The organism is Ancylomarina sp. YFZ004, from assembly GCF_054254355.1.
The window spans coordinates 93,620-119,233 of sequence record NZ_JBTCHQ010000011.1 but is presented as its reverse complement, the minus strand read 5'-3'; the positions used below and the strand labels follow the sequence as shown (position 1 = coordinate 119,233).

The following is a 25,614-nucleotide window of genomic DNA, read 5'->3' as shown; positions in this document are numbered from 1 at the left end:
TCTCTCCCTTTTATCCTTTAACCTTTATCCTTGAGATCTTTATCCTTAAAAATGATTGTACAAAAAGTCAGCCGTTAGAAAACTGAATTTCCCAACGGCTGTATGGTGTAATTCCTTAATTTCTATTGTCTAGAAATGGAAAAGAGAATCAACTTGATAATGAGTATCTAATTTCTCACGTCCGTTTAAGAAGTCTAACTCAACTAGAAAGTTGATATAAACATCCTTAACATTGAATTTGCTGATTAGGTTGATAGACGCTTTAGCTGTCCCACCTGTTGCCAATAAATCGTCGTGTACTAAAATAACATCATCAGTGCCTAATGCATCCTGGTGAATGAACATTTCATCTTCTCCATATTCAAGAGAATATTTTTCTGAATAGGTAGGTGCAGGTAATTTTCCAGGTTTACGTACTGGAACAAAACCAGCGCCTAATTTATAGGCTAAAACTGTACCTAGAATAAAACCGCGACTTTCGAGTCCTACTACTTTAGTAATACCTTTGTTTTTATACTGCTCATAAAGAGAATCCACTAATGTGTTTAGGTGTTTTTCATCCTTCAACATTGTAGTTATATCTTTAAATACAATACCTTCTTTAGGAAAATCAACGATATCTCTAATTGAGTCTTTTGCTTCTTGAAGTTTAACGTCCATCTTAATTTCTTTTTCCATACTGATTGAGAGCTTCAAATATTTCTTCTTCTGTGCAGATGTTATTTATCGTATAAGCGCCAACATCCTGAAGAAGAGTGAAATTAACTCCTTCATCACTATTTTTCTTATCGTGTAACATCAATTGATAATATTCGGGGTAATCCTCCGCAAAAATAGAAAAGTCTGAGTAAATATCTGTTATATATTTCACTATCTCTTCAAATTTATCTTGAGGGAAGGCTTTTTTCTTTACCGATAGATAAAGTTCTCCTATCATACCTAGCGCTACAGCTTCACCGTGATACAGTTCTAGCTTATGGCGATGTGCATAACTTTCGAAAGCGTGACCAATGGTGTGTCCGAAGTTTAAAACCTTTCTCACATCTTTTTCCATCGGATCCTTCATCACAAACTCTTGTTTTACTGCAACTGATTTTCTAATCAGGTTAAGTAATTTGGAGTAGTTGATATCATCAAAATTAAATGTGATAAGCTCATCTAGGTAATTTTGACTAAAGATGATGGCATGTTTCAACATTTCTGCAAAGCCAGATTTGAATTCCTTTATGGGTAACGTTTTTAAGAATTCGGGGCTTATAACTACCATGTCAGGTTGATTTATAATGCCAATTTCATTTTTAAGTCCATTAAAATTGAAACCTGTTTTTCCGCCAACCGAAGCATCAATTTGTGCAAGAAGTGTTGTTGGTATATTAATAAAGTGACAGCCACGCTTAAAAGTAGAGGCAACAAAACCACCTAAGTCAGACATTATGCCACCACCAATATTGATGACAAGACTGTGTCGGTTAGCTCCATTTTCACCAAGGAACTCCCATGCTTTCACAACTGATTCCAGTGATTTGTTTTGTTCTCCATTCTCAATTAAAAGCTTAGGAACATTTTGCAATGTCTCATTTCCCGAAAGTAGATGCCAACAATGTTCTTGTGCACCTGAATCCATAAGAATAAAGATTTTTGACTTGGAATAGTTTTCCAAAATTTTGCCAAGCTCTTTTTCAATGTTTTCAGTAAAAATTAAATCGTATGATTGAAGACTCATTTGCGAACTTATTTATAGTTTCTAACTTTGGTCAAATATAGTATTTTAGCGAGTGATGTCAAACTTGCTGATTTCAAAAATATGTACTAAGGCTATTTAGACTAATAACAATCATATACCAATAATTTATATTGATACAGACATGACTATAAGCAATCAGAACCGAGCAGCACATATTAAGCTTTTTTATTATATCACAACTTTCCTATATTTGAGTTTAACTGTTCTAACTGTTTATCTTAACCCATCCTATATGACTCTCATACTGGTAAGTCTATTTGCCGTTTTTGTTATTATGATAGGGCTTAATCTAACAAGGGAATATAATTTTATTATTTATAAAGAGACTGACGATAAGCTTATTGTGAGGTATTACCCTTTACATCCTTTTCACGATAAGTTTAAATCTATTGAAATAAGTAAGAAGACCTTTTCTCATTTTGAGTTAGAGAAACGAAGCTTAGGATTGCGTGAAGATCTTTTTCTCTTTCAAATGAGCGCAAAAGGCTTGGCCAAATATCCAGGAATTAGCTTGTCAGCATTATCGAAAGAACAAAGATCTGAGGTTTTAAAATCTCTTTCGAAGTATTCAAAAAAGTAATTACAGATATTTTACTAATTAAGTATTCATTATAATATATACATGAAAAAATATATCATTTTAGCTGTTCTGTCTTTTTTATCATTGTCATTATTTTCACAGAAAGTAGAAGAGGGCTTAAGAATTCAAGTGGGTTTACCATTTGCTAAGTACGGGAAGTTTGATCACAATTTTAAAAATGGAAATGAAACTCAATACCCCTCATTTTTGATTCAGGCTGATAAGCCTTGGCGTGATGGGTTCCGTTTAGGTGCTTATATTGGTTTTGCGGGACAGAAGAATGAATCTCTGTTTGATGAGTTTACTGAGATCACTTATAATTATTACCGCTTTGGAGGTGTGATATCTTATGATCTGAATGACCTCTTGGATGCAATAAATATATCCCCCGAATTTGGAGTAGACTTATATGCCTCATTAAAAACAGGTTTCTCTTTGGAGCAAATTAAAACTGAAAAAGGTATTAACAATAAAGAGAATAACTTTTTATTCGATTTAGGAATTCTGATTGGTGGCCGATACAATATAAGTGAGAATATCGACATTTTTACAGAGTTGGGTTATGGTAATGCCGGTTTTGTGACTATAGGTTTTGCATTTGATATGTAAGAATTTATCTTTTTTTGTTTTAACAATGTAATTCCCTAATTTGGATGATCTAAATCCAAACGATGGAAACACTCTATAAAGTAGCCTTTAGTTTTTTAACTGGTCTCGGCAGTATTAATGCACGAAAAGTGATTGCTTATTCGGGTGGCGTTGAGGCGTTCTTTAAGGAAAAGAAACAAAACCTACTGAAAATTCCTGGTATTGGGAAGAACATCATACAGAAGTTAGATCGAGATTCTGCCTTGCGAGATGCTGAATCTGAATTGAAGTTTATTGAAGACAATGCTATTAAAGTAGCTTTCTATCTCGATGAAAATTTCCCACAACGTTTATTGAATTGTCCTGATTCTCCAACCACACTATATTATAAAGGAGATATTGATTTTAATGCTTCCCGTATATTGAGTGTAGTAGGGACTCGTAATGCCACAGAATATGGGAAGGATAATTGTGATAAACTTATTAAAGCACTTGCTTCACATGCTGAGAAGACTATTATAGTGAGTGGTTTGGCTTATGGTATTGATATTTGCGCTCACAAGGCAGCAATGAAATATAATTTACCAACCGTTGCCGTAGTAGGACATGGTTTTCACCTGATGTATCCAGCCCAGCATCGGAAATATGCAGAAGAGATTATTCATAGTGGAAGTATCATTAGTGAATTTACTTCGAAAAGTAATATTGATCCAAGACACTTTGTTCGTCGAAATAGAATTGTTGCTGGCATGGCTGATGCTACTCTAGTGATTGAGTCTGCCAGAAAAGGTGGATCACTGACTACAGCTGAAATTGCGAATTCATACAATAGAGATGTGTTTGCATTCCCTGGTAGATCTGGTGATGTTTATTCACAAGGATGTAATCATTTAATTAAAACCAATCAGGCTCATTTGATAGAATCAGTTGCTGACCTTGAATATATTCTTGGCTGGGAGAATGATTTGGGAAAGAAGGATGCAGTTCAATCAAGAATGTTTGTTGAACTCTCGCCAGAGGAAGAATTAATTGTAGACCTATTAAATAATGAAGGTAAAATTGGAATTGATATGCTTTCCCTAAATTTGAATTTACCCATGAGTAGGGTTTCAAGTTTGTTGCTAAAAATGGAATTTGATGGTCTTATTCGAGCTCTTCCGGGTAAAATCTACTCTTTGATTTCCTGAAAAATCTACTTTTTTTTATCTGATGTTGTAGAGCAGAATTCAAAAAGTCATAACTAGCTGATTATCAGTCTTGAGAATTTTTTTAAAACGTTTGAATTTTTTTGCAAAAAAAAACTGAGGTTCTTAAAATTTATATACATTTGAATCAAAATATTAACAATTGTATCACAACAATCTTATTTTAATTTCATAACATATTTTGGACATGGAAGCGAAGATTAATGAATTCATGGAAGCCCTTAAGGGTCGAACTCCAGGTGAAGCAGAATTTCACCAGGCTGCACAAGAAGTAGTAGAATCAGTATGGGAAACTTACGATTCTAATCCTAAATACAAGAATGCTAAGATTCTTGAGAAAATGTGTGAGCCAGAACGTACTATCATGTTCCGAGTGCCTTGGTTTAATGATAATGGCGAAGTAGAGATTAACCGTGGATACCGTGTTGAGTTTAACTCTGCAATCGGACCTTACAAAGGTGGTTTACGTTTTCACCCTTCTGTAACTCTAAGTGCTCTTAAATTCTTAGGTTTCGAACAAACTTTTAAGAACTCTTTAACTACTCTACCTATGGGTGGTGGTAAAGGTGGTTCTGACTTTAATACTAAAGGAAGATCAGATAACGAAATTATGCGTTTCTGTCAAAGTTTTATGACTGAATTGTGTAAGCATATCGGTCCTAATACTGACATTCCTGCAGGTGATATCGGAGTAGGTGGTCGCGAGATCGGATACCTTTTCGGACAATACAAGAGAATCCGTAACGAGTTTACTGGTGTATTAACTGGTAAGCCACTTGAGTTCGGTGGTTCTTTAATCCGTCCTGAAGCTACTGGTTTTGGTGCTGTTTATTTTGCTCAGCATATGGTTGCTGAAAACAATGAGACTTTAAAAGGTAAAACTGTTGCTCTTTCAGGTTTCGGTAATGTAACTTGGGGTGCTGCTCTTAAATTAACTGAGCTAGGTGCTAAAGTAGTTACTATTTCAGGTCCTGATGGATATGTATACGACAAAGAAGGTTTAGATGCTGAGAAGATCGATTTCTTATTGGATCTTCGTGCTTCAAACAACGATGTTGTTGCTCCTTATGCTGAGAAATTCGGTGCTGAATTCTTCGCTGGTCAAAAGCCTTGGGGTGCAAAAGTTGATATGGCTTTCCCTTGTGCAATTCAGAACGAATTGAACGAAGATGATGCTAAACTTCTTGTAGCAAACGGATGTAAGTATGTTGTTGAGACATCTAATATGGGTTGTACAGCAGAAGCTATGCTTTATTTAGTTGATCACTGTTCATTTGCTCCTGGTAAAGCAGCGAATGCAGGTGGTGTTGCTGTTTCAGGTCTTGAAATGTCACAAAACTCACTTCGTTTCAACTGGACAGCTGAAGAAGTTGACGCTAAACTTTCTCGTATCATGAAAGATATTCACGATACTTGTGCTAAATTTGGTAAAAAAGATGGTAAGATTAACTACGTAAATGGTGCAAACATTGGAGGTTTCGTAAAAGTAGCTGAAGCAATGGTAGCTCAAGGATGTGTTTAATCTCATAACCTTTAAATATTAAAAAAGAGCCGGCCTAAGCCGGCTTTTTTTATATCACCCGATACATTAATTTTGCATACATTATTCACAGAAATACATTTTTGTATGAAGTTAATCGATACCCATTCTCATATTTATTCTGAAGCTTTTGATGAAGATATCGCTGAAGCGATTCAAAGAGCAAAAGATGCCAATGTTGGGCAGATTTTTTTACCCAATATTGATTCTGAATCAATAGAGCCAATGTTTAAATTGGTGAAAGAATATCCAGATTTCTGTTTGCCAATGATGGGCCTTCACCCAACATCTGTAAAAGAAAATTATGAGGAAGAATTAGCTATTTGTGAAAAGTGGTTGAATGAAGAAAAATTTATTGCAATCGGTGAAATTGGGATAGACTTGTATTGGGATAAAACTTATTTGAAAGAGCAATTATTCGCATTCGAAAAGCAATTGACTTGGTCTGTTGAAAGAGAACTTCCAGTTGTTATTCATGCACGTGATTCTTTCTCAGAAATTTTTGAGGTTTTGGAATCTTTCAAATCGAAAAAATTGACTGGTGTTTTCCATTCTTTTACTGGAAATTTAGAGCAGGCCAATAAAGCAATTGATATGGGATTCTTGTTGGGTTTAAATGGAATTCTAACTTTTAAAAATTCTGGATTAGATCGAGTCGTTAAGGAAATTGACACGAAACATCTAATTTTAGAGACAGATTCGCCTTATTTGGCACCAACTCCTAAGCGTGGTAAGAGAAACGAATCTGCTTATGTTGCTCTTATTGCTGAAAAATTAGCTGAAATTCACAATTTAAGTCTACTTGAAATTACAGAGATAACAAGTAGAAATGCTAAAAGCTTATTTAAAATTTAATAAATGTCAATCCGTATTTTGTATCGATAAAGCTTAGTTGTTGAATTTTGCCGATATTGAATAATGATGTTTTATTCTAATGTATAAGCCCAAAAAAGTATTGTTTGTATTAAATATTATCCGATTTTAATCGGAATGTCAAAAACATGAAATTTATAAGTAGATGAAGACTTCAATTTTGATAATCTATACTGGAGGTACTATTGGAATGGTTAAAGATCCTAAAAATGGTTCTTTAAAACCCTTCGATTTTGATCATATTTTAAAGCAGGTTCCAGAACTTAAAAATTTTGGTTTCGATTTAACGACTATTTCCTTTGATCCACTTATCGATTCATCTAATCTTAATCCTGAAGTTTGGATTAAAATTGCCGATATAATTAAAGAAAATTACGAACAGTTTGATGGTTTTGTTGTGCTTCATGGCACCGATACGATGTCGTATACTGCATCGGCTTTAAGTTTCATGCTCGATAATCTTGAAAAACCTGTTGTTCTAACGGGTTCGCAATTACCAATTGGTATGTTACGTACTGATGGTAAAGAGAATTTGATTACTGCTATTGAAATTGCAGCAGATTATGTAAATGGAAAAGCAAATGTTCCTGAAGTTAGTGTGCTTTTCGAGAATAGATTGTTTAGAGGGAACCGTACAACAAAACACAATGCTGAGTACTTTAATGCTTTTTATTCATACAATTACCCGGATTTAGCAAAAGTTGGTATCAATATTCACTATAACAATACTGCAATTCAACAGGTGTCGGGTGAACCTTTCTCTATAAACACTAATTTGGATACCAATATTGCAATTCTTAAAATATTTCCAGGTATTAATAAGAGAACAGTTGACGCTATTTTGAATATAGAAGGACTAAGAGCTGTGGTGATTGAGACTTATGGAGCTGGAAATGCACCGACGGATGCTTGGTTTGTAGATTCGCTTAGGCAGGCAATCGCTAAGGGAATCGTTGTGTATAATGTAACTCAGTGCCCTTCGGGAAGTGTTGATATGGGTTTGTATGAAACAAGTGTTGAGTTACTAAAGATAGGGGTTGTGAGTGGTCACGACATCACTACAGAAGCTGCTATTACTAAGCTTATGTTTTTGCTAGGACAGCAGCATAATTCAGATAAGATAAAATTCTTTTTAAATAAGTCGATCAAAGGCGAATTATGCCAATAGAAAATTTGTTTTTCACTTTTTTTTTGTAATTTGGTGCACTGTTAAAACCGTGTAGTATTACATAAGAAAAGCGAGTGTGATATAAATAAAGTAAGAGGTTTTAGCTAGTTTAAAAAGATTAAAAAACGTTAATTATTGTTAATTAACTATCAAAAAAGAACCGTTTAATTTTGTAAAAAATAATTTCGTTAATTAAAATTGAAAAACAGACTATGAAAAAGTTATTTGCATTTATAGCAGTTATCGGGATGCTGAATTTTGGAGCATCATTTAATGCAGTTGCTCAAGATGAGACAGCTGAAACGACCGAAGCTACCGTAGATACTCAGGATGAAACAACTGAGGAAGTTGCAGCTCAAGAAACTGCTGTAGAAGAAGTAGCTCCAGTTATGGAGGAAGAAGTAGAAAGTACTTCATTCCACGCTATTGTTAAAAAACAATTCATCCAAGGTGGTGCGATGTTTATGAGTTTTGTATTGTTGACTCTTATTTTAGGTTTGGCTCTTTGTATTGAAAGAATCATTTACTTAAACATGTCAACTACAAACACTAAGAAACTGATCTCTAGCCTAGAGGAAGCGTTGAATAATGGTGGTGTTGATGCTGCTAAAGAAGTTTGTAGAAACACTCGCGGTCCTATCGCTAGTATCTTCTACCAAGGTCTTGATCGTATCGATGAAGGTGTAGAGGTTGTTGAGAAATCAGTAATCGCTTACGGTTCAGTTCAAATGGGTCTTTTAGAAAAAGGTCTTTCTTGGATTTCATTGATGATTGGTCTTGCTCCTATGTTAGGATTTATGGGTACAGTAATTGGTATGATTGGTGCATTTGACTCGATTCAGTCTATGGGTACTATTTCTCCTGCTGCTGTAGCTGGTGGTATTAAAGTTGCCTTGATTACAACCGTATCTGGTTTGATCGTTGCGATGATTCTTCAGGTATTCTATAACTACTGTACTTCTAAAATTGATAGTATCGTAAACAACATGGAAGATGCATCTATTTCTCTTCTTGATATCTTAGTAAAATACAACTTGAAAAAATAATTTTCGACTATGTCAAATACATTGAGTAAATATTTAAATATTCTTACCTATGTAATGCTTGGTCTTACAGTTATTTTTGTAGCCATGTTTTACTTGGGTGGAGAAGTGCCAAATGCAGCCTATGATACACCGGTTTATACTGATTCGTTGATTCAGTGGGCAAAGGCTTTATTCATTATCACTGTTTTCTTATCAGTATTGTTTCCTGTTCTTCAGATCGTATCTGATCCTAAAGGAGCAATTAAAGGATTAGCTGGACTTGCTGGTCTTGGATTAATTATCTTGATAGCTTATTCTTTATCAGACGGTACATTGTTAACTCTTCCTGGTTACACAGGAGAAGACAATGCTGTTGGTCCTTTAAAGTTTGCTGATACCATTTTGTATACTATGTATGCTTTAGGTGTTGGTGCTATTCTGTCAATCGTAGTGACAGAAACTATGAGAAAATTTCGCTAAGACAATGATTCGATGAATTTCGAATCGTAAACCTTAATAAATAATATTATGGCAAGAAAAACACCAGAGATAAATTCGAGTTCGATGGCCGATATCGCGTTTCTTCTGCTAATTTTCTTCTTGGTGACAACGACAATGGATGTAGATACTGGTATCTACAAGAAATTGCCGCCTATTCCAGATGAAAATCAAGTAGACGATAATGTAAAGGTTAAGAAACGTAATGTCTTGTCCATTTTGGTGAATCGTAACAATGAGTTGTTGGTAAACGGAGAAGTTCTTAGTATTTCGAATTTACGCGAAAAGACTAAAGAGTTTTTCTTGAATCCTGCAAACAATCAGAATCTTCCTGAAAAAGGCCTAAAAAACGTACCATTTTTTGGTGACGTAATGGTTTCAAAAGGACTGATTTCGTTACAGAATGACCGAGGGACAAAATATGAAACTTATATTCGCGTTCAGGATGAACTTGCAGCAGCTTCTCGTGAGTTAAAAGATGAGAAGTCAATGCAAAAATGGGGTAAAAAATATACCGAGCTTGATAGAGATCAACAAGCAGCGGTAAGAAAATATATCCCAGTACAGATTTCTGAAGCAGAACCAAGAAATACAGGAGGTAAATAATGTCAAAGTTTAGAAAAGACGGTAAAAAAGACTTACCGGCCATATCAACAGCTTCTCTTCCTGATATTGTATTCATGTTGTTATTTTTCTTTATGGTTGCAACAACCATGAGAGAAGTCGATTTGAATGTCGATATTATGGTTCCAGCAGCTAAAGAGATAACTAAATTGGAAAAGAAGGATCTTGTTAGTAACATCTATGTAGGTGTTCCAATGAGAAAATTTTCGAAGACTCACGGAACTGAGCCTCGTATCCAGTTAAACGACCAATTTGCATCAGTTGAAGATATTCAAGCTTTTATTGCTTCAGAACGTGAATCAAGAAAAGAAGAATTGCGTAATAAGTTGACTACTTCATTGAAAGTTGATCAATACACTAAAATGGGTATTATCACTGATATTAAGCAGGAACTTAGAAAAGCGAGTTCACTTAAGTTGAACTATTCAACCAGAGAAACTGCAGAATAATTTATTATTCGATATATAATTAAAAGGAGTCCTTATGGACTCCTTTTTTTTGTGCTATATTATAGAAACTCAATTAAAATGAAAAAGCTCGAAGTGTTAACTTCGAGCTTTTTTGTGACCCCGATGGGATTCAAACCCATGACCTCCAGAACCGGAATCTGACGTTCTATTCAGCTGAACTACGGAGCCAATCTGAAAACAAATTTAGAAAATTAATCTAATTATTTATTGAAAATAACTTTTTGCTTCCTAGTACAAGTCTTAAAATTACCATGAGATTAGCTAAAGCTCTAATAGACAAAATATAATAATTTTGCTTTCCTAAAATAAAGTCCTCATTTATTTCAAACTTTTACTAATTTTGCGGCTCAATGAAGAGTTGGATTTCTAATTTCTCATCAGCAAATATTAATGCTGTATAAAATCAGAATTCAGATCATTTAATTATCAATCAGGTTGAATGTGTGGGATATATCTGGGTCTCTAGTATATCTTAACCCGTGTTATATCGGAATTCATATCTAATTAGCTATTGAACATGGAATACAATTTTAAAGAAATAGAAAAAAAGTGGCAGAAGTTTTGGGTTGATAACAAGACTTATAAAGTTGATGTTGATACAAGCAAGCCAAAATTTTATGTGCTCGATATGTTTCCATATCCATCAGGGGCAGGCTTGCATGTGGGACATCCACTTGGTTATATTGCTTCTGATATATATTCTCGCTACAAGCGTTTAAAAGGTTTTAATGTATTGCACCCAATGGGTTACGATGCCTATGGTTTACCTGCTGAGCAATATGCGATTCAAACAGGACAGCACCCTGCTATCACGACTGAAGTAAATATCAAAAGATATCGCCAGCAATTAGATAAAATTGGATTCTCTTACGATTGGGATAGAGAAATACGCACTTCTGATCCTGATTATTATAAGTGGACTCAGTGGGCTTTTGTCGAAATGTTTAAGCACTATTTCAACAATAAAACTCAAAAGGCAGAGGCAATATCTGACTTAACTCTTGAATTCCAAACTCAGGGAAATTCAAATGTAGATGCTTCTACTTCTCAAGAAGATATCTTTTCTGCTGAAGAATGGAATGCTTTATCTGAAAAAGAGCAAGATGGTATTCTTTTGAATTATCGTTTAGCTTATTTGGCAAATACAATGGTGAATTGGTGTCCGAAGTTAGGTACTGTGCTTGCTAATGATGAAATTAAAGATGGTCTATCTGTTAGAGGTGGTTATCCTGTTGAGCAAAAAAAAATGCGCCAATGGTCTCTAAGAGTATCTGCTTATGCTAAGCGTTTACTTGAAGATATGGAGAGTCTTGAGTGGACTGATTCATTGAAAGAAATTCAGCGTAACTGGATTGGTCGTTCAGAAGGTGCAGAGATGGACTTCATGGTGAAGGATTCTGATGTACGTATGACGGTTTTTACAACCAGACCAGATACGATTTACGGCGTTAGTTTTATGGTTTTGGCTCCAGAAAGTGAGTTAGTAGACCAATTAACAACTCCAGAATATAAAGAAAAAATTGCAGCCTATATTGCAGCTACTAAAAAGCGTACTGAAAGAGAACGTATGGCCGATGTTAAGACGGTTAGTGGTGAATTTACAGGCTCGTATGCTATACATCCATTTTCAGGAGAAACAATTCCTGTATGGATAAGTGACTACGTTTTGGCTGGATATGGAACAGGCGCTATTATGGCCGTTCCTGCTCATGATAGTCGAGACTACGCTTTTGCAAAGAAATTCGATTTGCCAATTGTACCTGTTGTATCAGGAGGTGATATTAGCGAAGAATCTTACGATGCAAAATCTGGTGAGATGATCAATTCGGATTTTATGAATGGTCTGGATGTTAAAGATGCTATCGTAAAAGCAAATGTTGAAATTGAAGAAAGAGGATTAGGTAAGCGTAAAATCAATTTCCGATTACGTGATGCTATTTTCTCTCGTCAGCGTTATTGGGGTGAGCCATTCCCAGTTTATTTCAAGGATGGTATGCCAAAAATGATGGATGCAGATAAATTGCCTCTTGAGTTACCCGAGGTTGATAAATATTTACCAACAGAAACTGGTGAGCCACCTTTGGGACGTGCAACAAATTGGACAACTGAAGATGGTTATCCTATTGAGTTGAATACCATGCCTGGCTTTGCAGGTTCATCAGCTTATTATTTACGTTATATGGATCCTCGTAATAATGACGCGTTGGTATCTGAGGAGGTAAATGAGTATTGGCAAGATGTAGACTTGTATATTGGAGGTACTGAGCACGCAACTGGTCACTTGATCTATTCACGTTTTTGGAATAAATTCCTTTTCGATATAGGTAAAGTGTGTAAGAATGAGCCTTTCAAGAAATTGATTAATCAAGGTATGATACAAGGTCGTTCAAACTTTGTTTATCGTATTAAGAATACCAATAAATATGTGTCATATGGTTTGAGACAAGATCACGACACGACTCAAATTCATGTTGATGTAAATATCGTTAAAAACGATGTTTTAGATACTGAAGCTTTCAAAAATTGGATGCCTGAGTATACTGATGCAGAATTTGTATTGGAAGATGGTAAATATATTTGTGGTTGGGCTGTAGAGAAAATGTCGAAGTCGATGTTTAACGTGGTTAATCCTGATGTGATTGTTGATGAATATGGTGCAGATACACTTCGTTTGTATGAGATGTTCTTAGGACCATTGGAGGCATCAAAACCTTGGGATACTAATGGAATTGATGGTGTTCATAAATTCTTGAAAAAGTTGTGGCGTTTATTCCATAACGATCAGAATGAATTCGTGATTTCAACAGATGAACCATCTAAGGCTGAATATAAAATACTACATAAAACCATTAAGAAGATTCAGGAAGATATTGAACGATTCTCATTCAATACGTCTGTCTCGGCATTTATGATCTGTGTAAATGAGCTAAATAGTGCGAAGTGTAATAAGAAGGCCATTTTAGAAGAGTTACTTTCTTTACTTACTCCTTTTGCACCACATATTACAGAAGAGCTTTGGAAGCTGTGTGGAAATACCAATAGTATTACCGATGCGACTTTCCCTGTCTTTAATGAATCGTATTTAGTTGAAGATGTCTACTCATATCCTGTGTCATTTAATGGGAAAATGAGATTCATACTTGAACTTTCCTTGAGTCTGAATAAAGATGAAATTGAACAGGCCGTGATGACTAGTGAACAGGCCCAGAAATGGATTGATGGTAAAACCCCTAAAAAGGTGATTATTGTCCCTAAGAAAATTGTAAATATAGTAGTCTAAACAGAAAGCTAATAATTCATATTTGAAAAGCTTCAGTTCCATTGACTACTCAATGAAACTGGAGCTTTTCTTTTTTTAAGGTAAAGTGTAAAAATAAACTCAAAAAAATAATAACTAAGAAAATGAAATTGAACACTGCTGAATTGAAATCCTATTTAATCATAGCCCTAGGATTGGCAATTTATAGTTTTGGCTGGACAGCCTTTTTAATTCCATCAGAGATCATTGGTGGTGGTGTTAGTGGTATTGGAACTTTAATTTTTTATGGTTCTGGAGAGACAATTCCTGTTGGACTTTCTTACTTTATTATTAATTGTTTTTTGATAATAATTGCCTTGAAAATTCTTGGGCCTAAATTTGGAGCCAAGACTATCTATGCTATTATATTGGGGGCAATTTTTCTTAGTGTTCAGCAAAATTTCTTTACTGAACCCTTAGTTGACGATAAATTTATGGCTGCAATTATTGGAGGTATATTAGGAGGTGCTGGAGTTGGCATTACTATTTCGCAGGGTGGTAGTAGTGGAGGGACCGATATTATAGCCATGATTATAAACAAATATAGGAATGTCAGTCCAGGACGTGTCATTTTATATATCGATGTCTTCATTATTGCATCATCCTATATTGTTTTTGGTGATGTCCCTACCATTGTTTACGGGTATGTGTGTATGGGTGTTGCTTCTTATGCTATCGATATGGCTATAAGTGGGAATAAGCAATCAGCGCAGATGTTTATTATTACTAAGGATCATGAAACATTGGCCGATGAGATTGGCTTAAAAATTAACAGAGGAATTTCTGTTATCGATGCCATGGGATGGTACTCAAAGGAAAATAAAAAAATGTTGATGGTTGTCGTTCGTAAACATGAAGCTCCACAGGTTTTCAAAATAGTGAAACAGCATGATCCTGATGCATTTATTTCCATGGGCTCTGTTATGGGAGTTTATGGTTTTGGCTTCGAAGAAATTCGTGCGTAAGGAAAATCTTACTAGCTTTGTGCCCGAAAATAAAATCCCATGTGGGAAAATAATCTTAAAATTTCATAATGATAAGTGTTATAGATTTCATCAAGCAATTTAAGTCTTATTTTATTATTGCTTTAGGACTTTTTATCGGTTCCATTGGCTGGACAGGTTTCCTAATTCCATCAGAAATTGTAGGAGGTGGAGTTACTGGTATGGCTACTATTATCTATTTTGCAACAGGTTTTAAGGTTGGGTATTCTGTTTTTATTATAAATGGTTTATTGCTGATTCTAGGCATGAAAGTGTTAGGTTTTGGGTTTGGAATCAAAACCATATTTGCCACTATTGTATTATCCTTCTTTTTGTGGCTAATGCAATCTATTTTCACTGAGCCATTGGTAAGTGATAAATTCATGTGTGCTATAATTGGTGGTATTATGGCTGGAGCAAGTGCAGGTTTGATATTATCGCAAGGTGGAAGTACTGGAGGTACCGATATCATTGCTATGATGATAAATAAATACCGAAATTATAGCCCAGGTCAGCTTTTATTGACTTTGGATTTGATAATCATTTCATCCTCATATTTTCTTTCGAACTCTATCGAACAAGTGGTATATGGTTTTGTAGCCATGGGAGTGAGTGCTTATTGTGTGGATATGGCGATTGAAGGAGCTAAACAATCTGTTCAAATTTTTATTTTCACCAAAAAGCATGACGAAATAAGGAATGAAGCCGTTTTAAATCTTGATCAGGGATTAACTGTTCTAGAGGCTAAGGGAGGCTACTCTCAGCAAGACGTGAAAGTTTTGATGCTTTTAGCAAAAAAGAAAGATTCTCAGGCTATTCTTAAAATGGTGAAAATTGTAGATCCAGATGCCTTTATTTCGATGGGATCTGTAATGGGTGTATACGGACAAGGTTTCGATAAGATAAAATAATATCAGCTGTTTAAGAGAACAGATTAGATAGGTTTAATAATGTTAAAATTGCCGGGATTAGTTCATTCTAATACCCGGCAATTTGTATCCACATGTTTTATATCTTAACTTCGGCGGTGAAGTCGGCCAGGTGATTGAATTGTGAAGATGAAAAGAGCCGATTTGTGAAAATATCCGACCTAAGTTATATTTTGAAGATTTAATTATTTTATGAAACGGTTCCTAAAAGTTCAATACCTAATAATTCCAGTTCTTATTCTTGCAGGCCTATTTTTCCTGAAAAAAAGAAGCGATTTAGAGTTAACGCCTATCGACAAAGCCAAGCCTGTATTAATTGATTCAGTCCAAAATCAGGAAGTCAATTATAAATATGGTTTCCCTATTGATAATTTTGAACTTGAAGAATATAAAGTGAAGCGAAATCAAACGCTTTCTGTCATTCTAGATAAACACAATGTTACTTCAAAGCTAATTTATGATATAGCTCAAAAAGCCAAGAAGGTATTCAATGTTCGTAAAATCAAATCTGGTCGAAAATATACGATGCTTTTTACTAAGGATAGCCTTAAAACAGCTGAGTACTTTATCTACGAGAATACACCTAAGGAATATATCGTTTTTGATTTAACAGATACCATTCAGGTTTATAAAGGGCAAAAGGAAATTACGAAAGTTCGCAAACAGATTAGTGGTACAGTTGAGTCGTCTTTGTGGAATGCAATGGTTGAGGCTAAAGCAGATCCAATTCTCTCAATGGAACTATCAGATATTTACGCATGGACGATTGATTTCTTTGGTATTGCTAAAGGAGATGTGTTTCATGTTATCTATGATGAAGAAATGATTGATGGAGAATCCATTCATCAGCTTAAAGTGATTGCAGTCAATTTTATTCATCATAAATCAAATAATTATGCATTTGCTTTTAAAGATGGAAATAAGGACGGTTTTTTCGATGAAGAAGGAAAGAGCTTACAGAAAGCCTTTCTGAAAGCTCCTCTACGTTTTTCACGTATTAGTTCTAAATTTTCAAACAGACGATTTCATCCTGTTCTTAAGCGTTATCGTCCACATCATGGTATCGATTATGCAGCTCCAACAGGAACACCTGTTATGACCATTGGTGATGGTGTTGTTGTAAAGAAAGGAAATCAAAAACGAGGTGGAGGACGTTATCTTAAAATAAAGCATAACTCAGTTTACACTACAACTTATATGCACTTTTCACGATTTGGAAAGAATGTTGGTGTTGGAGCACGCGTCAAGCAAAGTCAGGTAATTGGTTATGTTGGGGCAAGTGGTTTGGCTACCGGACCACATTTAGATTTCAGAGTTCATAAAAATGGAAAAGCTATTAATCCTCTTAAAATGAAATCGCCTCCTGTGGCACCAATCTCAGCACAGAGTGTTGAAGCTTATAATATTATTAAAGATCAGCTTTTGATTGAATTAGGTGCTCATGAAAATGTTACTGAAAAAGAAGTCGCTCTTGATTCAATCATAACGAGTCTGCACTAAGATATAAAAAGACATTAAGTAAAGATGGGAGATAGTTTTCTAAAACTATCTCCCATTTTTTATATCATATAAATGAGTCTAATCTTAAATCTGATTTAAATAATTCTCAACGGCACGAGGGAAATGTTCGTATTCCAAGTCATGAATTTTATTAGCAAGATCTTCTGATGTATCGTTTTCTTCAATTTTGCATTTTGCCTGTAGAATGGTTTTCCCATCATCGTATTTTTCATTAACAAGATGTATGGTTATACCACTCTCAGATTCTTTGTTGGCGATTACAGCATTATGCACATTCATCCCATACATGCCTTTCCCACCATAATTTGGAAGAAGAGCAGGGTGGATATTTACGATGGCATTAGGGTATGCATGTATTAGAGAATCTGGAACCAGCCATAAAAAACCAGCTAATACAATAAGGTCAATCTGCTTACTCTTTAAGAGATCAACAATTGTATTGGTATCGTAAAAATCATTTCGAGTGAAGGTTTGACTTGGAATATTAAGCTTTTGTGCTCTTTCAAGAACAAAAGCGTCTTTTTTATTACTGAGAATTATTGAAATTTCAACCTCAGGCTTTGATTTAAAATGATGAGCAATATTTTCAGCGTTACTTCCTGATCCAGAAGCAAAAATGGCAATTCTTTTCATGGTTGTTGTTTCGTATTTAATCTCTGCAAAGTTAATTAATAAATGAATTTATACTCCTCTGATTATCATCATTTTTAATTGTATAAGTTATACACTTATTATCAAGTTGGTTTACTTATTATTAAGGGATTTGAGCACTTAGCCTTAATAAATCTAATCAGAATTCATGAAAATGAGTGGTAATTAAAATACCTATTTGTCAGATTATCAGGATGAAAGATCTTGGGGTGGTGAATTTAATAGGAAATACTTTCACATGAGAAAGAAAAAGAATTATCTTTGCGACCAGCTATGTGGAAATAAGTTTGATTTTATAACCAAAATTTATTTCTTTGCAGAGTTAGAAATTAATTAGTTTTTTAAATATTAATCTAAAATTTTAAAGTTATGTCTGATATTGCATCTAGAGTAAAAGCAATCATTGTTGACAAATTGGGTGTTGATGAAACTGAAGTTGCTATCGAAGCTAGCTTCACTAACGACCTAGGAGCTGATTCATTGGATACCGTTGAGTTAATCATGGAATTCGAAAAAGAATTTAACATTGCTATTCCAGACGATCAAGCTGAAAACATCGGGACTGTAGGTGCCGCTATTTCTTATATCGAAGAGAACGCTAAGTAATTAATTAACCAGAACCTTTTTTATGGAACTTAAAAGAGTAGTAGTAACTGGTCTTGGAACCATTAACCCAATTGGTAATAATATTGCTGAATATTGGGAAAGTTTGAAGAACGGAGTGAGTGGATCTGATATGATTCGCCAGTTCGACGCTTCAAAGTTCAAGACTAAGTTTGCTTGCGAGGTTAAAAACTTCGACCCTAAAGCTCATTTCGATCGCAAAGAAGTTCGTAAACTCGATCTTTATGCGCAGTATGCTTTAATCGCTTCTAAAGAGGCAGTTGAGGATGCAGGTTTCGATTTGGAGGCAGAAGATTTAACAAGAGCCGGAGTAATTTGGGGTTCTGGAATTGGCGGAATTAAGACTTTCTTAGATGAAGTAACAGGATATGCAAACGGGGACGGAACTCCTCGTTTCTCTCCTTTCTTTATTCCTAAGATGATTTCTGATATTGCTGCCGGTCATATTTCTATGAAATATGGTTTCCAGGGACCGAACTACGGTACAGTATCTGCATGTGCTTCTTCCACACACGCCATGATTGATGCAATGAACTATATCCGTTTGGGTAAAGCTGATATCTTTATATCAGGTGGTTCAGAAGCTTCGATTAATGAAGCGGGATTGGGTGGATTTAACTCAATGCAGGCCCTTTCAACTAATAATGATGACTATAAAGAAGCATCTCGTCCATTTTGTAAAACCCGTGACGGTTTTGTAATGGGAGAAGGCGCTGGCGCTCTTATTCTTGAAGAATATGAACACGCTAAAGCTCGCGGTGCTAAAATATATGCTGAAATTGTTGGTGGTGGGATGTCTGGTGATGCTTATCACTTGACAGCAACACATCCTGAAGGACGTGGTGCTATTAATGCTATGAAAATGGCATTGAACGATGCTAATATGCAACCTGAAGATTTAGACTACATCAACGTTCATGGAACATCTACTCCAGTAGGAGATATTCCAGAATTGAGAGCAGTTAAAACTGTTTTAGGCGAGCATGCATACAATGTGAACATTAGTTCCACAAAATCAATGACAGGTCACCTCTTGGGAGCTGCCGGTTCAGTTGAAGCTATCGCTAGTATTCTAGCAATTAATAACTCTACTGTACCGCCAACTATCCATCACAGAGAACAAGATCCTGAAATTGATGAGAAATTAAACCTGACTCTACACACTGCTCAAAAGCGCCCTATCAGAGCTGCTTTAAGCAACACGTTTGGTTTTGGTGGACACAATGCTTCAGTAATTTTCAAATCTTTTACTGAATAATTTGTGATTAAATCTATTATTCAATCCATAAAACTTCATTTCTTACCTAAGAGGGAGTTTTATGGATTGACTTTTGATCTTTTGGGCTTTACGCCTAATAAAATCGATTTGTATGAGCTTGCGCTTGTGCATAAATCAGCGTCTATTCCTTGTAAGGATGGAGCTCCTATGAATAATGAACGTCTCGAATATTTAGGAGATGCCATATTAGGATCTATAACGGCTGATATTCTCTACAAATACTTTCCCAACAAGAGTGAGGGGTTTCTTACTCAAATCCGTTCTAAAATTGTTAGTCGTGAATCTTTAAATAGATTAGCTCTTACAATAGGATTGGATAAGCAGGTTATGTCGAATGTCAACTTGAATAACAACAAACATATTTACGGTGACGCATTCGAAGCTTTGATAGGAGCTATTTTTCTTGATCAAGGCTATTCTGTAACTAAAACTTTTATCGAAGATAAAATCTTCCGTAACTACATCAATATTGAAGAGGTAGTTACAGTAGAGACAAACTTTAAGAGCAAACTTATTGAGTGGGCTCAGAAAAATAAAAAGGATGTTGTTTTCGATACTCGTGAAAATGGATTAGATAAGGTGATGAAATTGCCTGTATTCATTTCTGAAGTTGAAGTTGAGAAAAACATGCTGGGAAAAGGTATTGGTGCATCTAAGAAGGAAGCTCAGCAAATGGCTGCAAAAGAAGCTTTAATTCAGCTCGAGGAACCTTTGGTAGCTACAGCATAGTTGTAGTTAATAATTTATTCTGCTCGCAGAGCAAAAGAGGATGATAGTTAGCTATCATCCTCTTTTGTATTTAATGGAGTTGTAAGTTTATTTATCCTTTTTCTCTGTTTTCTTGGCTTTCTTCCTTTTTCTCTTAATTTTTTTAGTTGTCTTACCATCTTCTGAAACTTCGACTTCTATATCAATATCTTCATCATGATCTGATGTGCACTCTATCTTGATGATTTTCACATCGCCATCTTCGGAGATGTCTAGATCGATTTTTTCTTTGATGATATAAACTTTCTTCCCCTTAGAATGTTTCTTATGGCTATTCCCATCTTCGTCTATGATTTCAATTTTGATGGTTTTGTGCTCACCATCTCCACTAGTAATGATGATGTTTTCATCATCTTCAGAAATGACTCTAATGTGTTTGCTTATTTTTGAATGAAGTGATGTGTCTGAGTCATGAAATTCTTTAATGATGACTTTGTGTTTCCCATGTGAGTCTTTATCATTAGAAATCCACATAAAATCCTCACCTTCTATAACCTCAAATAGAGAATCTGACAGATGCTTAGATTTGATGATTTTCATGATGTCTTTATGATCTTTGAACTCATGAATAATGGTATCGAATTTTATAGATTTTCCATCTTTATTAATTAGAATTTTTACTTTACCTTCTTTCTTCTTTTTGGTTTCTTGAGCTGTTGTACTTTGTGTGCACACGAAGATGAGCCCAATTATTAAAAGTAGGAGTGATAATCGTTTCATAATTATTGAAATTTAGTTTTGATTAATTAACTACTTCCAAAATTAGAAATTGTCTCACCTAAAAGGCGTTAAGCTTTGACTAAAAAGAGTTAAGGAAACCTTAATGTTTTGAAGTTAAAATGGATGGAACGAAATTAATTTAAATGCTGATTGTTTGTTTTGGTATTGAAAATGAAAAACAGGATCCTTTACCAATTTTGCTGTCTACCCACAAATTCCCCTTATGTTTTTTCACGAATTCAAAACACAGTATTAAACCTAAACCTGTTCCCATTTCTCCTTCTGTACCAATAGAACTTGTGTTAACTTCTATTGAAAACAGTTTATCGATTATATCTTGTGACATGCCAACACCGTTATCACATATTTTTATCAGTATTTCATTGTCATTATCAAAAGCTTCAAGAGATATTTCCCCATTTTTAGGCGTAAATTTCACGGCATTTGAAAGTAAATTGCGGACAATGGTTCTTATCATGTTTGGGTCAGCCAATACTATAATATCTTCGCTAATATTATGTGTTAACTTTATATCCTTAGATTCGGCTATACCTTTTATGATCTGGATAGGATTTTTTAGTTCCTTCTGCAAGTTGATTCTTTCAGGATTATATTGAATTGAACCTGTTTGTGTTCGTGACCACTCGAGCAGATTTACCAATAATTCGAATCCTTGTTCTGAAGAAGTTTCGATAACTTTGGCAAGCTCTATAGCTTCGGTTTTATTACTTGATTCAATTGCTTCGATAAGATAAGAACTTAGAGTGATTAGTGCGTTAAATGGATTTCGTAAGTCATGTGCAATAATTGAAAAGAATTTGTCTTTTGTTGCATTTAGAGCACTCATTTTTTGTTCTGTTAACTTGAGAGCGGTCACATCGTGACCGACCCATATACGAAGATCTTTACTTAACTCAAAAGATGCCCAGTACTTATAACTTTCCAGTCCATTTTTAAGTTTGATATGAGAGAGTCGGTATTCTTCGGAAGGGGAGTTTATAAATCCCTTGATGGTTTCAATTGAATCAGAATGGTATAATTCTTCGTAAGGTAGGGGCTTGTTTAAGATTTTGTCTGCGCTATAGTTAAAATTTTCTTCGCATTGTTTATTCCATAGTTTGACTAATCCATTAGGATTGAACCCAAAAATGTAGACGGGGGCATTTTCAACTACGATTCGGAATTTTTGCTCACTCAATTTCAAGTCATCTAGGCTTTTCAAATGATTCTTTAAAAGCTTATTTATTGAGTTTGACAAGCGTCTTAATTCAGTGAGGTTAAACTTGTCTTCCTTAAGTAATTGCTGTTTCGAAATTGCAGATTCAAATTCTGAAATAAAATTGTTGAAATTATTTCTGATTCTATTGTTTATATATTGACTAATGATAAAGAATAATGCAGATGCTCCAAGCATAGCTAAGAGGAGATAAGTGACTCTTTTGAGAGAATTTTTAAAAAGATCTTTTTCTTTTTGAACTATAGCTTCATCTATTGCTGCTGTGCTAGACGATGCGCCAATCATCCATTCCCATTGATTATAGCCTTTCACATAGGTAACTCGGGGAGTATATTTTCCAGTGGTTGCATCAAGCCATGAGTATCTTAGGAAATCACCCTCTGTGTTTTTGGCAATATTGAGCTCTTCTTCAAATATCTTAAGTCCTTTATCATCTGATATCGTTTTGATGTTTACACCATCCTTGTATTTGTCAGAATTAATTATTAATGCTTGCCCGTCATAATCATTAATAAACAAATGCCATTTTGTTGGGTCGTAAGATTGACGAAACCATTTCAGTGTTTCTTGTTTTAGATCTTCTTTAAAATCATCTTGATATTCACCCAAGCCAAAAAACCAATTGTAAGGTTCAAAGCGTTTTAAAAATGCTCTTTTCAAATGTGAGACACCATCAGGTGAATCGGGTTTCGTCCATAGATAATCGATAAAACCCTCTTCTTTTTCACGCATTAATTTGATTTCATCCTGAATGACATATTTGCCAGATATATCTTGTATATCTGTTAAAAGGTGGCCTTCTTTCTCAGGGCTGACAGGATGCATTTGGGTATAGCCATCCATATTGATAATATATATGTAGCCTCTTTCGTTAAAATGTCTGAGAGGTCTTAAGGCTGCTATAATGAGGGTTTTTATTTCTTGTTCTGATCTAGTATCTTTAAATTTAGTGTAAATGCCAGTGGCAAGCTTCCATGCATTTTGTACCTTATGTGACAATTCATTATTTAATCTTTCCTCAACTTTAGAGTTGTTGTAGTTGATGTAAGAAATTGCATTATCGACAGAATGCTTTAGGAATAGTTTTTTTTCATTTTCAATGGCTTCGCGAGATTTTACGACATCTTTTTTGTGAGCTTGATAGTCAACAATAATAACCAAACTTCCAAATCCGATACTCAGAAGAAGTAAGATGAGTATGTTGTAATTGCGAAATAAACGAGGAATATCAATTAATCTAGATTTCATATTGGTCGTTTTGTTGTTCAGAAGATCAAGTTACATTAATTACAGAATAATAATAAGTGATTTTATTTAGAATTAAAATAAATAAAAAACCCCTCGAAAAATCGAAGGGTTTGAATCTATTTGAAAAAGGAATAATCCTAATTAATCTAATTTTAATACAGCAAGGAAAGCTTTCTGTGGTACTTCTACATTACCAATTTGTTTCATCTTCTTCTTACCTTTCTTCTGCTTTTCAAGAAGTTTACGTTTACGAGAGATATCACCACCATAACATTTTGCAGTTACATCCTTACGAACGGCCTTTACAGTCTCTCTAGAGATGATTTTAGCACCAATAGCCCCTTGTATAGCAATATCAAATTGCTGTCGAGGAATTAGCTCTTTAAGCTTCTCACACATTCTTCTTCCGAATGATTGAGCATTATCGAAATGGATCAATGTAGAAAGTGCATCTACTCCCTCACCATTTAAAAGAATATCTAGTTTCACCAATTTGGCAGGTTTTACACCAATTAGGAAATAGTCAAATGAGGCATAACCTTTCGAAATACTTTTCAGTTTATCGTAGAAGTCGAATACAATCTCACCCAATGGCATTTCGTAAGTTAACTCAACACGTTCACTGGTTAAGTATTGCTGGTTAGTCATCATGCCTCGTTTACTCAAACAAAGAGTCATTAATGGTCCAACAAATTCAGATTTCGTAATGATTTGTGCACGTATAAAGGGTTCTTCAATAAATTCCAGTGAATTTGGATCAGGCATATCCGATGGGTTATGCATTTCGAATACATCACCTTTTCTGGTATGTGCGATATAGGATACATTAGGAACAGTTGTGATCACGTTCATATTGAACTCGCGATCCAAACGCTCCTGAACAATCTCCATATGTAAAAGGCCAAGGAAACCACATCGGAAACCAAAACCAAGTGCTAAAGACGATTCTGGCTCAAAAGTAAGTGAAGCATCATTTAGTTTTAATTTTTCCATCGAAGCACGTAAGTCTTCGAAATCTTCACTATCGATAGGATAAACACCAGCAAAAACCATTGGTTTCACTTCTTCGAAACCGTCAATAGCTTTTTCACACGGATTTATTTTGTTTGTAATGGTTTCACCTACTTTAACTTCTGTAGATGTTTTTATTCCCAATACAATATAACCGACATCTCCTGTACTTAATATTTTGCGAGGTTCACGTTCCAGACGTAAGACACCGACTTCATCAGCAATATATTCTTTATCGGTATTCAGGAATTTCACCATGTCACCTTTTCGTATCTCACCATTCATTACTCTAATATAAGTAATGATACCACGAAAAGCATTGTATGTAGAATCGAAAATTAAGGCTTGTAATGGAGCTTTCTTATCGCCACTTGGAGCAGGAACTCTATCTATAATAGCGTCTAAAATCTCAGGAACACCTTCTCCAGTTTTACCACTAGCTAATAAAATCTCGTCTCTATCACAACCTAAAAGATCAACAATTTGATCCTTTACTTCCTCAGGATTAGCATTAGGCAAATCAATTTTATTGAGAATAGGAATGATTTCTAAATCATTCTCGATAGCTAAGTATAGGTTAGATATAGTTTGAGCTTGAATCCCTTGAGTTGAATCTACGATAAGTAATGCACCTTCACAGGCTGCAATTGAACGAGAAACCTCGTATGAAAAGTCAACGTGACCTGGAGTGTCAATTAGGTTTAGAGCATACTTTTCGCCTTTGTCGTCAGTATAGTCCATTTGAATAGCGTGACTCTTAATGGTAATACCACGTTCACGTTCCAAATCCATATCATCAAGAACTTGAGCCTGTCTTTGGCGTTCACCGACAGTTTCTGTTTCTTGTAATAGGCGGTCGGCTAATGTGCTCTTACCGTGGTCGATATGTGCTATTATGCAAAAATTACGAATGTTCTTCATCTTCAAAAATCAAATTAGATAATGCTTGAGACTCCTATCGTTTTACAAGTGATTCAACTTCATTTACGGAGCTTCTTAACCAATTTACAAAGATATTCAATTCCTTGGA

General features: G+C 34.9%; 23 protein-coding genes and 1 tRNA gene. 17 read left to right on the top strand and 7 right to left on the bottom strand.

The genetic code is table 11. The features are described 5' to 3' along the window. Positions 1-129: 129 nt before the first annotated feature. On the bottom strand, positions 130-678 hold the full coding sequence (locus tag ACXR6G_RS16270) for an adenine phosphoribosyltransferase (protein ID WP_458362503.1): 549 nt from the start codon (positions 676-678) through the stop codon (positions 130-132). After that, entirely contained in the window at positions 662-1,723 is a 1,062-nt protein-coding gene (gene aroB / locus ACXR6G_RS16265; protein WP_458362502.1) for a 3-dehydroquinate synthase, read from the bottom strand. Before aroB ends, ACXR6G_RS16270 begins: the two co-directional genes overlap by 17 nt. 142 nt (positions 1,724-1,865) lie before the next feature. Here aroB and ACXR6G_RS16260 point away from each other — a divergent pair, with 142 nt between their 5' ends. The 10 genes from ACXR6G_RS16260 to ACXR6G_RS16215 all read left to right on the top strand — a co-directional run bounded on the left by ACXR6G_RS16260 (position 1,866) and on the right by ACXR6G_RS16215 (position 10,294). After that, complete coding sequence (locus ACXR6G_RS16260) at positions 1,866-2,324, top strand: hypothetical protein (protein ID WP_458362501.1); 459 nt, start codon at positions 1,866-1,868, stop codon at positions 2,322-2,324. 42 nt (positions 2,325-2,366) lie between these two features. Then, on the top strand, positions 2,367-2,933 hold the full coding sequence (locus tag ACXR6G_RS16255; protein WP_458362500.1) for a hypothetical protein: 567 nt from the start codon (positions 2,367-2,369) through the stop codon (positions 2,931-2,933). A 62-nt stretch (positions 2,934-2,995) separates the two neighbouring features. Continuing rightward, positions 2,996-4,099 (top strand): DNA-processing protein DprA, encoded by a 1,104-nt coding sequence (dprA, locus tag ACXR6G_RS16250; protein ID WP_458362499.1) that lies wholly within the window; start codon positions 2,996-2,998, stop codon positions 4,097-4,099. Between the two features lie 205 nt (positions 4,100-4,304). Next, positions 4,305-5,639 (top strand): NADP-specific glutamate dehydrogenase, encoded by a 1,335-nt coding sequence (gene gdhA, locus ACXR6G_RS16245; RefSeq protein WP_458362498.1) that lies wholly within the window; start codon positions 4,305-4,307, stop codon positions 5,637-5,639. A gap of 105 nt (positions 5,640-5,744) precedes the next feature. Continuing rightward, on the top strand, positions 5,745-6,512 hold the full coding sequence (locus ACXR6G_RS16240) for a TatD family hydrolase (RefSeq protein ID WP_458362497.1): 768 nt from the start codon (positions 5,745-5,747) through the stop codon (positions 6,510-6,512). 163 nt (positions 6,513-6,675) lie between these two features. Beyond that, positions 6,676-7,698 (top strand): asparaginase, encoded by a 1,023-nt coding sequence (locus tag ACXR6G_RS16235; RefSeq protein ID WP_458362496.1) that lies wholly within the window; start codon positions 6,676-6,678, stop codon positions 7,696-7,698. Positions 7,699-7,910: 212 nt separating this feature from the next. Then, entirely contained in the window at positions 7,911-8,744 is an 834-nt protein-coding gene (locus tag ACXR6G_RS16230; protein ID WP_458362495.1) for a MotA/TolQ/ExbB proton channel family protein, read from the top strand. Positions 8,745-8,753: 9 nt separating this feature from the next. Then, positions 8,754-9,203 carry a hypothetical protein gene (locus tag ACXR6G_RS16225; protein WP_458362494.1) on the top strand — a complete coding sequence of 150 codons (450 nt, stop codon included), beginning with the start codon at positions 8,754-8,756 and terminating at the stop codon, positions 9,201-9,203. 48 nt (positions 9,204-9,251) lie between these two features. Continuing rightward, positions 9,252-9,827, top strand: coding sequence for an ExbD/TolR family protein (locus tag ACXR6G_RS16220; RefSeq protein WP_458362493.1), 576 nt, complete (start codon positions 9,252-9,254; stop codon positions 9,825-9,827). Beyond that, complete coding sequence (locus tag ACXR6G_RS16215) at positions 9,827-10,294, top strand: ExbD/TolR family protein (RefSeq protein ID WP_458362492.1); 468 nt, start codon at positions 9,827-9,829, stop codon at positions 10,292-10,294. The genes ACXR6G_RS16220 and ACXR6G_RS16215 overlap by 1 nt, the downstream gene beginning before the upstream one ends. 115 nt (positions 10,295-10,409) lie before the next feature. On the opposite strand, the gene ACXR6G_RS16210 is transcribed toward ACXR6G_RS16215, so the two are convergent. After that, a tRNA-Arg gene (locus tag ACXR6G_RS16210) sits at positions 10,410-10,483 on the bottom strand. Between the two features lie 349 nt (positions 10,484-10,832). Between ACXR6G_RS16210 and leuS the strand changes: the two genes are divergently transcribed. From leuS to ACXR6G_RS16190, 4 genes are all read left to right on the top strand, one after another. Next, a complete protein-coding gene (gene leuS, locus ACXR6G_RS16205; RefSeq protein ID WP_458362491.1) occupies positions 10,833-13,595 on the top strand; it encodes a leucine--tRNA ligase in 2,763 nt (920 codons plus the stop codon). 122 nt (positions 13,596-13,717) lie between these two features. Then, the gene (locus ACXR6G_RS16200) at positions 13,718-14,578 is read left to right on the top strand and encodes a YitT family protein (RefSeq protein ID WP_458362490.1); all 861 of its coding nucleotides are present in this window, start codon (positions 13,718-13,720) and stop codon (positions 14,576-14,578) included. A gap of 68 nt (positions 14,579-14,646) precedes the next feature. After that, positions 14,647-15,507 carry a YitT family protein gene (locus ACXR6G_RS16195; protein ID WP_458362489.1) on the top strand — a complete coding sequence of 287 codons (861 nt, stop codon included), beginning with the start codon at positions 14,647-14,649 and terminating at the stop codon, positions 15,505-15,507. Positions 15,508-15,717: 210 nt separating this feature from the next. Beyond that, on the top strand, positions 15,718-17,025 hold the full coding sequence (locus tag ACXR6G_RS16190; RefSeq protein ID WP_458362488.1) for a peptidoglycan DD-metalloendopeptidase family protein: 1,308 nt from the start codon (positions 15,718-15,720) through the stop codon (positions 17,023-17,025). Between the two features lie 84 nt (positions 17,026-17,109). Here the strand turns inward: ACXR6G_RS16190 and purN are convergent, their stop codons facing one another. Further along, positions 17,110-17,679 carry a phosphoribosylglycinamide formyltransferase gene (purN, locus tag ACXR6G_RS16185; RefSeq protein ID WP_458362487.1) on the bottom strand — a complete coding sequence of 190 codons (570 nt, stop codon included), beginning with the start codon at positions 17,677-17,679 and terminating at the stop codon, positions 17,110-17,112. A 387-nt stretch (positions 17,680-18,066) separates the two neighbouring features. Here purN and ACXR6G_RS16180 point away from each other — a divergent pair, with 387 nt between their 5' ends. Genes ACXR6G_RS16180 through rnc form a run of 3 tightly spaced genes read left to right on the top strand, consistent with a single transcriptional unit; the run spans position 18,067 to position 20,329 of the window. Beyond that, positions 18,067-18,303, top strand: a complete 237-nt coding sequence (locus ACXR6G_RS16180) for an acyl carrier protein (protein ID WP_125030722.1) — start codon at positions 18,067-18,069, stop codon at positions 18,301-18,303. Positions 18,304-18,325: 22 nt separating this feature from the next. Then, the gene (gene fabF / locus ACXR6G_RS16175; RefSeq protein WP_458362486.1) at positions 18,326-19,579 is read left to right on the top strand and encodes a beta-ketoacyl-ACP synthase II; all 1,254 of its coding nucleotides are present in this window, start codon (positions 18,326-18,328) and stop codon (positions 19,577-19,579) included. Between the two features lie 3 nt (positions 19,580-19,582). Next, the gene (gene rnc, locus ACXR6G_RS16170; RefSeq protein ID WP_458362485.1) at positions 19,583-20,329 is read left to right on the top strand and encodes a ribonuclease III; all 747 of its coding nucleotides are present in this window, start codon (positions 19,583-19,585) and stop codon (positions 20,327-20,329) included. Positions 20,330-20,416: 87 nt separating this feature from the next. On the opposite strand, the gene ACXR6G_RS16165 is transcribed toward rnc, so the two are convergent. The 3 genes from ACXR6G_RS16165 to lepA all read right to left on the bottom strand — a co-directional run bounded on the left by ACXR6G_RS16165 (position 20,417) and on the right by lepA (position 25,505). Next, positions 20,417-21,088: a hypothetical protein gene (locus ACXR6G_RS16165; RefSeq protein ID WP_458362484.1), complete on the bottom strand. Its 672-nt coding sequence runs from the start codon at positions 21,086-21,088 to the stop codon at positions 20,417-20,419. A 139-nt stretch (positions 21,089-21,227) separates the two neighbouring features. Continuing rightward, entirely contained in the window at positions 21,228-23,573 is a 2,346-nt protein-coding gene (locus tag ACXR6G_RS16160) for a cache domain-containing protein (protein ID WP_458362483.1), read from the bottom strand. A 141-nt stretch (positions 23,574-23,714) separates the two neighbouring features. Next, entirely contained in the window at positions 23,715-25,505 is a 1,791-nt protein-coding gene (lepA, locus tag ACXR6G_RS16155; RefSeq protein ID WP_458362482.1) for a translation elongation factor 4, read from the bottom strand. Positions 25,506-25,614 lie beyond the last annotated feature (109 nt).

Excerpts from the sequence above, each read along its gene's own strand:
- ACXR6G_RS16270 (WP_458362503.1), bottom strand. The coding sequence starts at position 678 with ATGGAAAAAGAAATTAAGATGGACGTTAAACTTCAAGAAGCAAAAGAC.
- aroB (WP_458362502.1), bottom strand. The coding sequence starts at position 1,723 with ATGAGTCTTCAATCATACGATTTAATTTTTACTGAAAACATTGAAAAA.
- ACXR6G_RS16260 (WP_458362501.1), top strand. The coding sequence starts at position 1,866 with ATGACTATAAGCAATCAGAACCGAGCAGCACATATTAAGCTTTTTTAT.
- ACXR6G_RS16255 (WP_458362500.1), top strand. The coding sequence starts at position 2,367 with ATGAAAAAATATATCATTTTAGCTGTTCTGTCTTTTTTATCATTGTCA.
- dprA (WP_458362499.1), top strand. The coding sequence starts at position 2,996 with ATGGAAACACTCTATAAAGTAGCCTTTAGTTTTTTAACTGGTCTCGGC.
- gdhA (WP_458362498.1), top strand. The coding sequence starts at position 4,305 with ATGGAAGCGAAGATTAATGAATTCATGGAAGCCCTTAAGGGTCGAACT.
- ACXR6G_RS16240 (WP_458362497.1), top strand. The coding sequence starts at position 5,745 with ATGAAGTTAATCGATACCCATTCTCATATTTATTCTGAAGCTTTTGAT.
- ACXR6G_RS16235 (WP_458362496.1), top strand. The coding sequence starts at position 6,676 with ATGAAGACTTCAATTTTGATAATCTATACTGGAGGTACTATTGGAATG.
- ACXR6G_RS16230 (WP_458362495.1), top strand. The coding sequence starts at position 7,911 with ATGAAAAAGTTATTTGCATTTATAGCAGTTATCGGGATGCTGAATTTT.
- ACXR6G_RS16225 (WP_458362494.1), top strand. The coding sequence starts at position 8,754 with ATGTCAAATACATTGAGTAAATATTTAAATATTCTTACCTATGTAATG.
- ACXR6G_RS16220 (WP_458362493.1), top strand. The coding sequence starts at position 9,252 with ATGGCAAGAAAAACACCAGAGATAAATTCGAGTTCGATGGCCGATATC.
- ACXR6G_RS16215 (WP_458362492.1), top strand. The coding sequence starts at position 9,827 with ATGTCAAAGTTTAGAAAAGACGGTAAAAAAGACTTACCGGCCATATCA.
- leuS (WP_458362491.1), top strand. The coding sequence starts at position 10,833 with ATGGAATACAATTTTAAAGAAATAGAAAAAAAGTGGCAGAAGTTTTGG.
- ACXR6G_RS16200 (WP_458362490.1), top strand. The coding sequence starts at position 13,718 with ATGAAATTGAACACTGCTGAATTGAAATCCTATTTAATCATAGCCCTA.
- ACXR6G_RS16195 (WP_458362489.1), top strand. The coding sequence starts at position 14,647 with ATGATAAGTGTTATAGATTTCATCAAGCAATTTAAGTCTTATTTTATT.
- ACXR6G_RS16190 (WP_458362488.1), top strand. The coding sequence starts at position 15,718 with ATGAAACGGTTCCTAAAAGTTCAATACCTAATAATTCCAGTTCTTATT.
- purN (WP_458362487.1), bottom strand. The coding sequence starts at position 17,679 with ATGAAAAGAATTGCCATTTTTGCTTCTGGATCAGGAAGTAACGCTGAA.
- ACXR6G_RS16180 (WP_125030722.1), top strand. The coding sequence starts at position 18,067 with ATGTCTGATATTGCATCTAGAGTAAAAGCAATCATTGTTGACAAATTG.
- fabF (WP_458362486.1), top strand. The coding sequence starts at position 18,326 with ATGGAACTTAAAAGAGTAGTAGTAACTGGTCTTGGAACCATTAACCCA.
- ACXR6G_RS16165 (WP_458362484.1), bottom strand. The coding sequence starts at position 21,088 with ATGAAACGATTATCACTCCTACTTTTAATAATTGGGCTCATCTTCGTG.
- ACXR6G_RS16160 (WP_458362483.1), bottom strand. The coding sequence starts at position 23,573 with ATGAAATCTAGATTAATTGATATTCCTCGTTTATTTCGCAATTACAAC.
- lepA (WP_458362482.1), bottom strand. The coding sequence starts at position 25,505 with ATGAAGAACATTCGTAATTTTTGCATAATAGCACATATCGACCACGGT.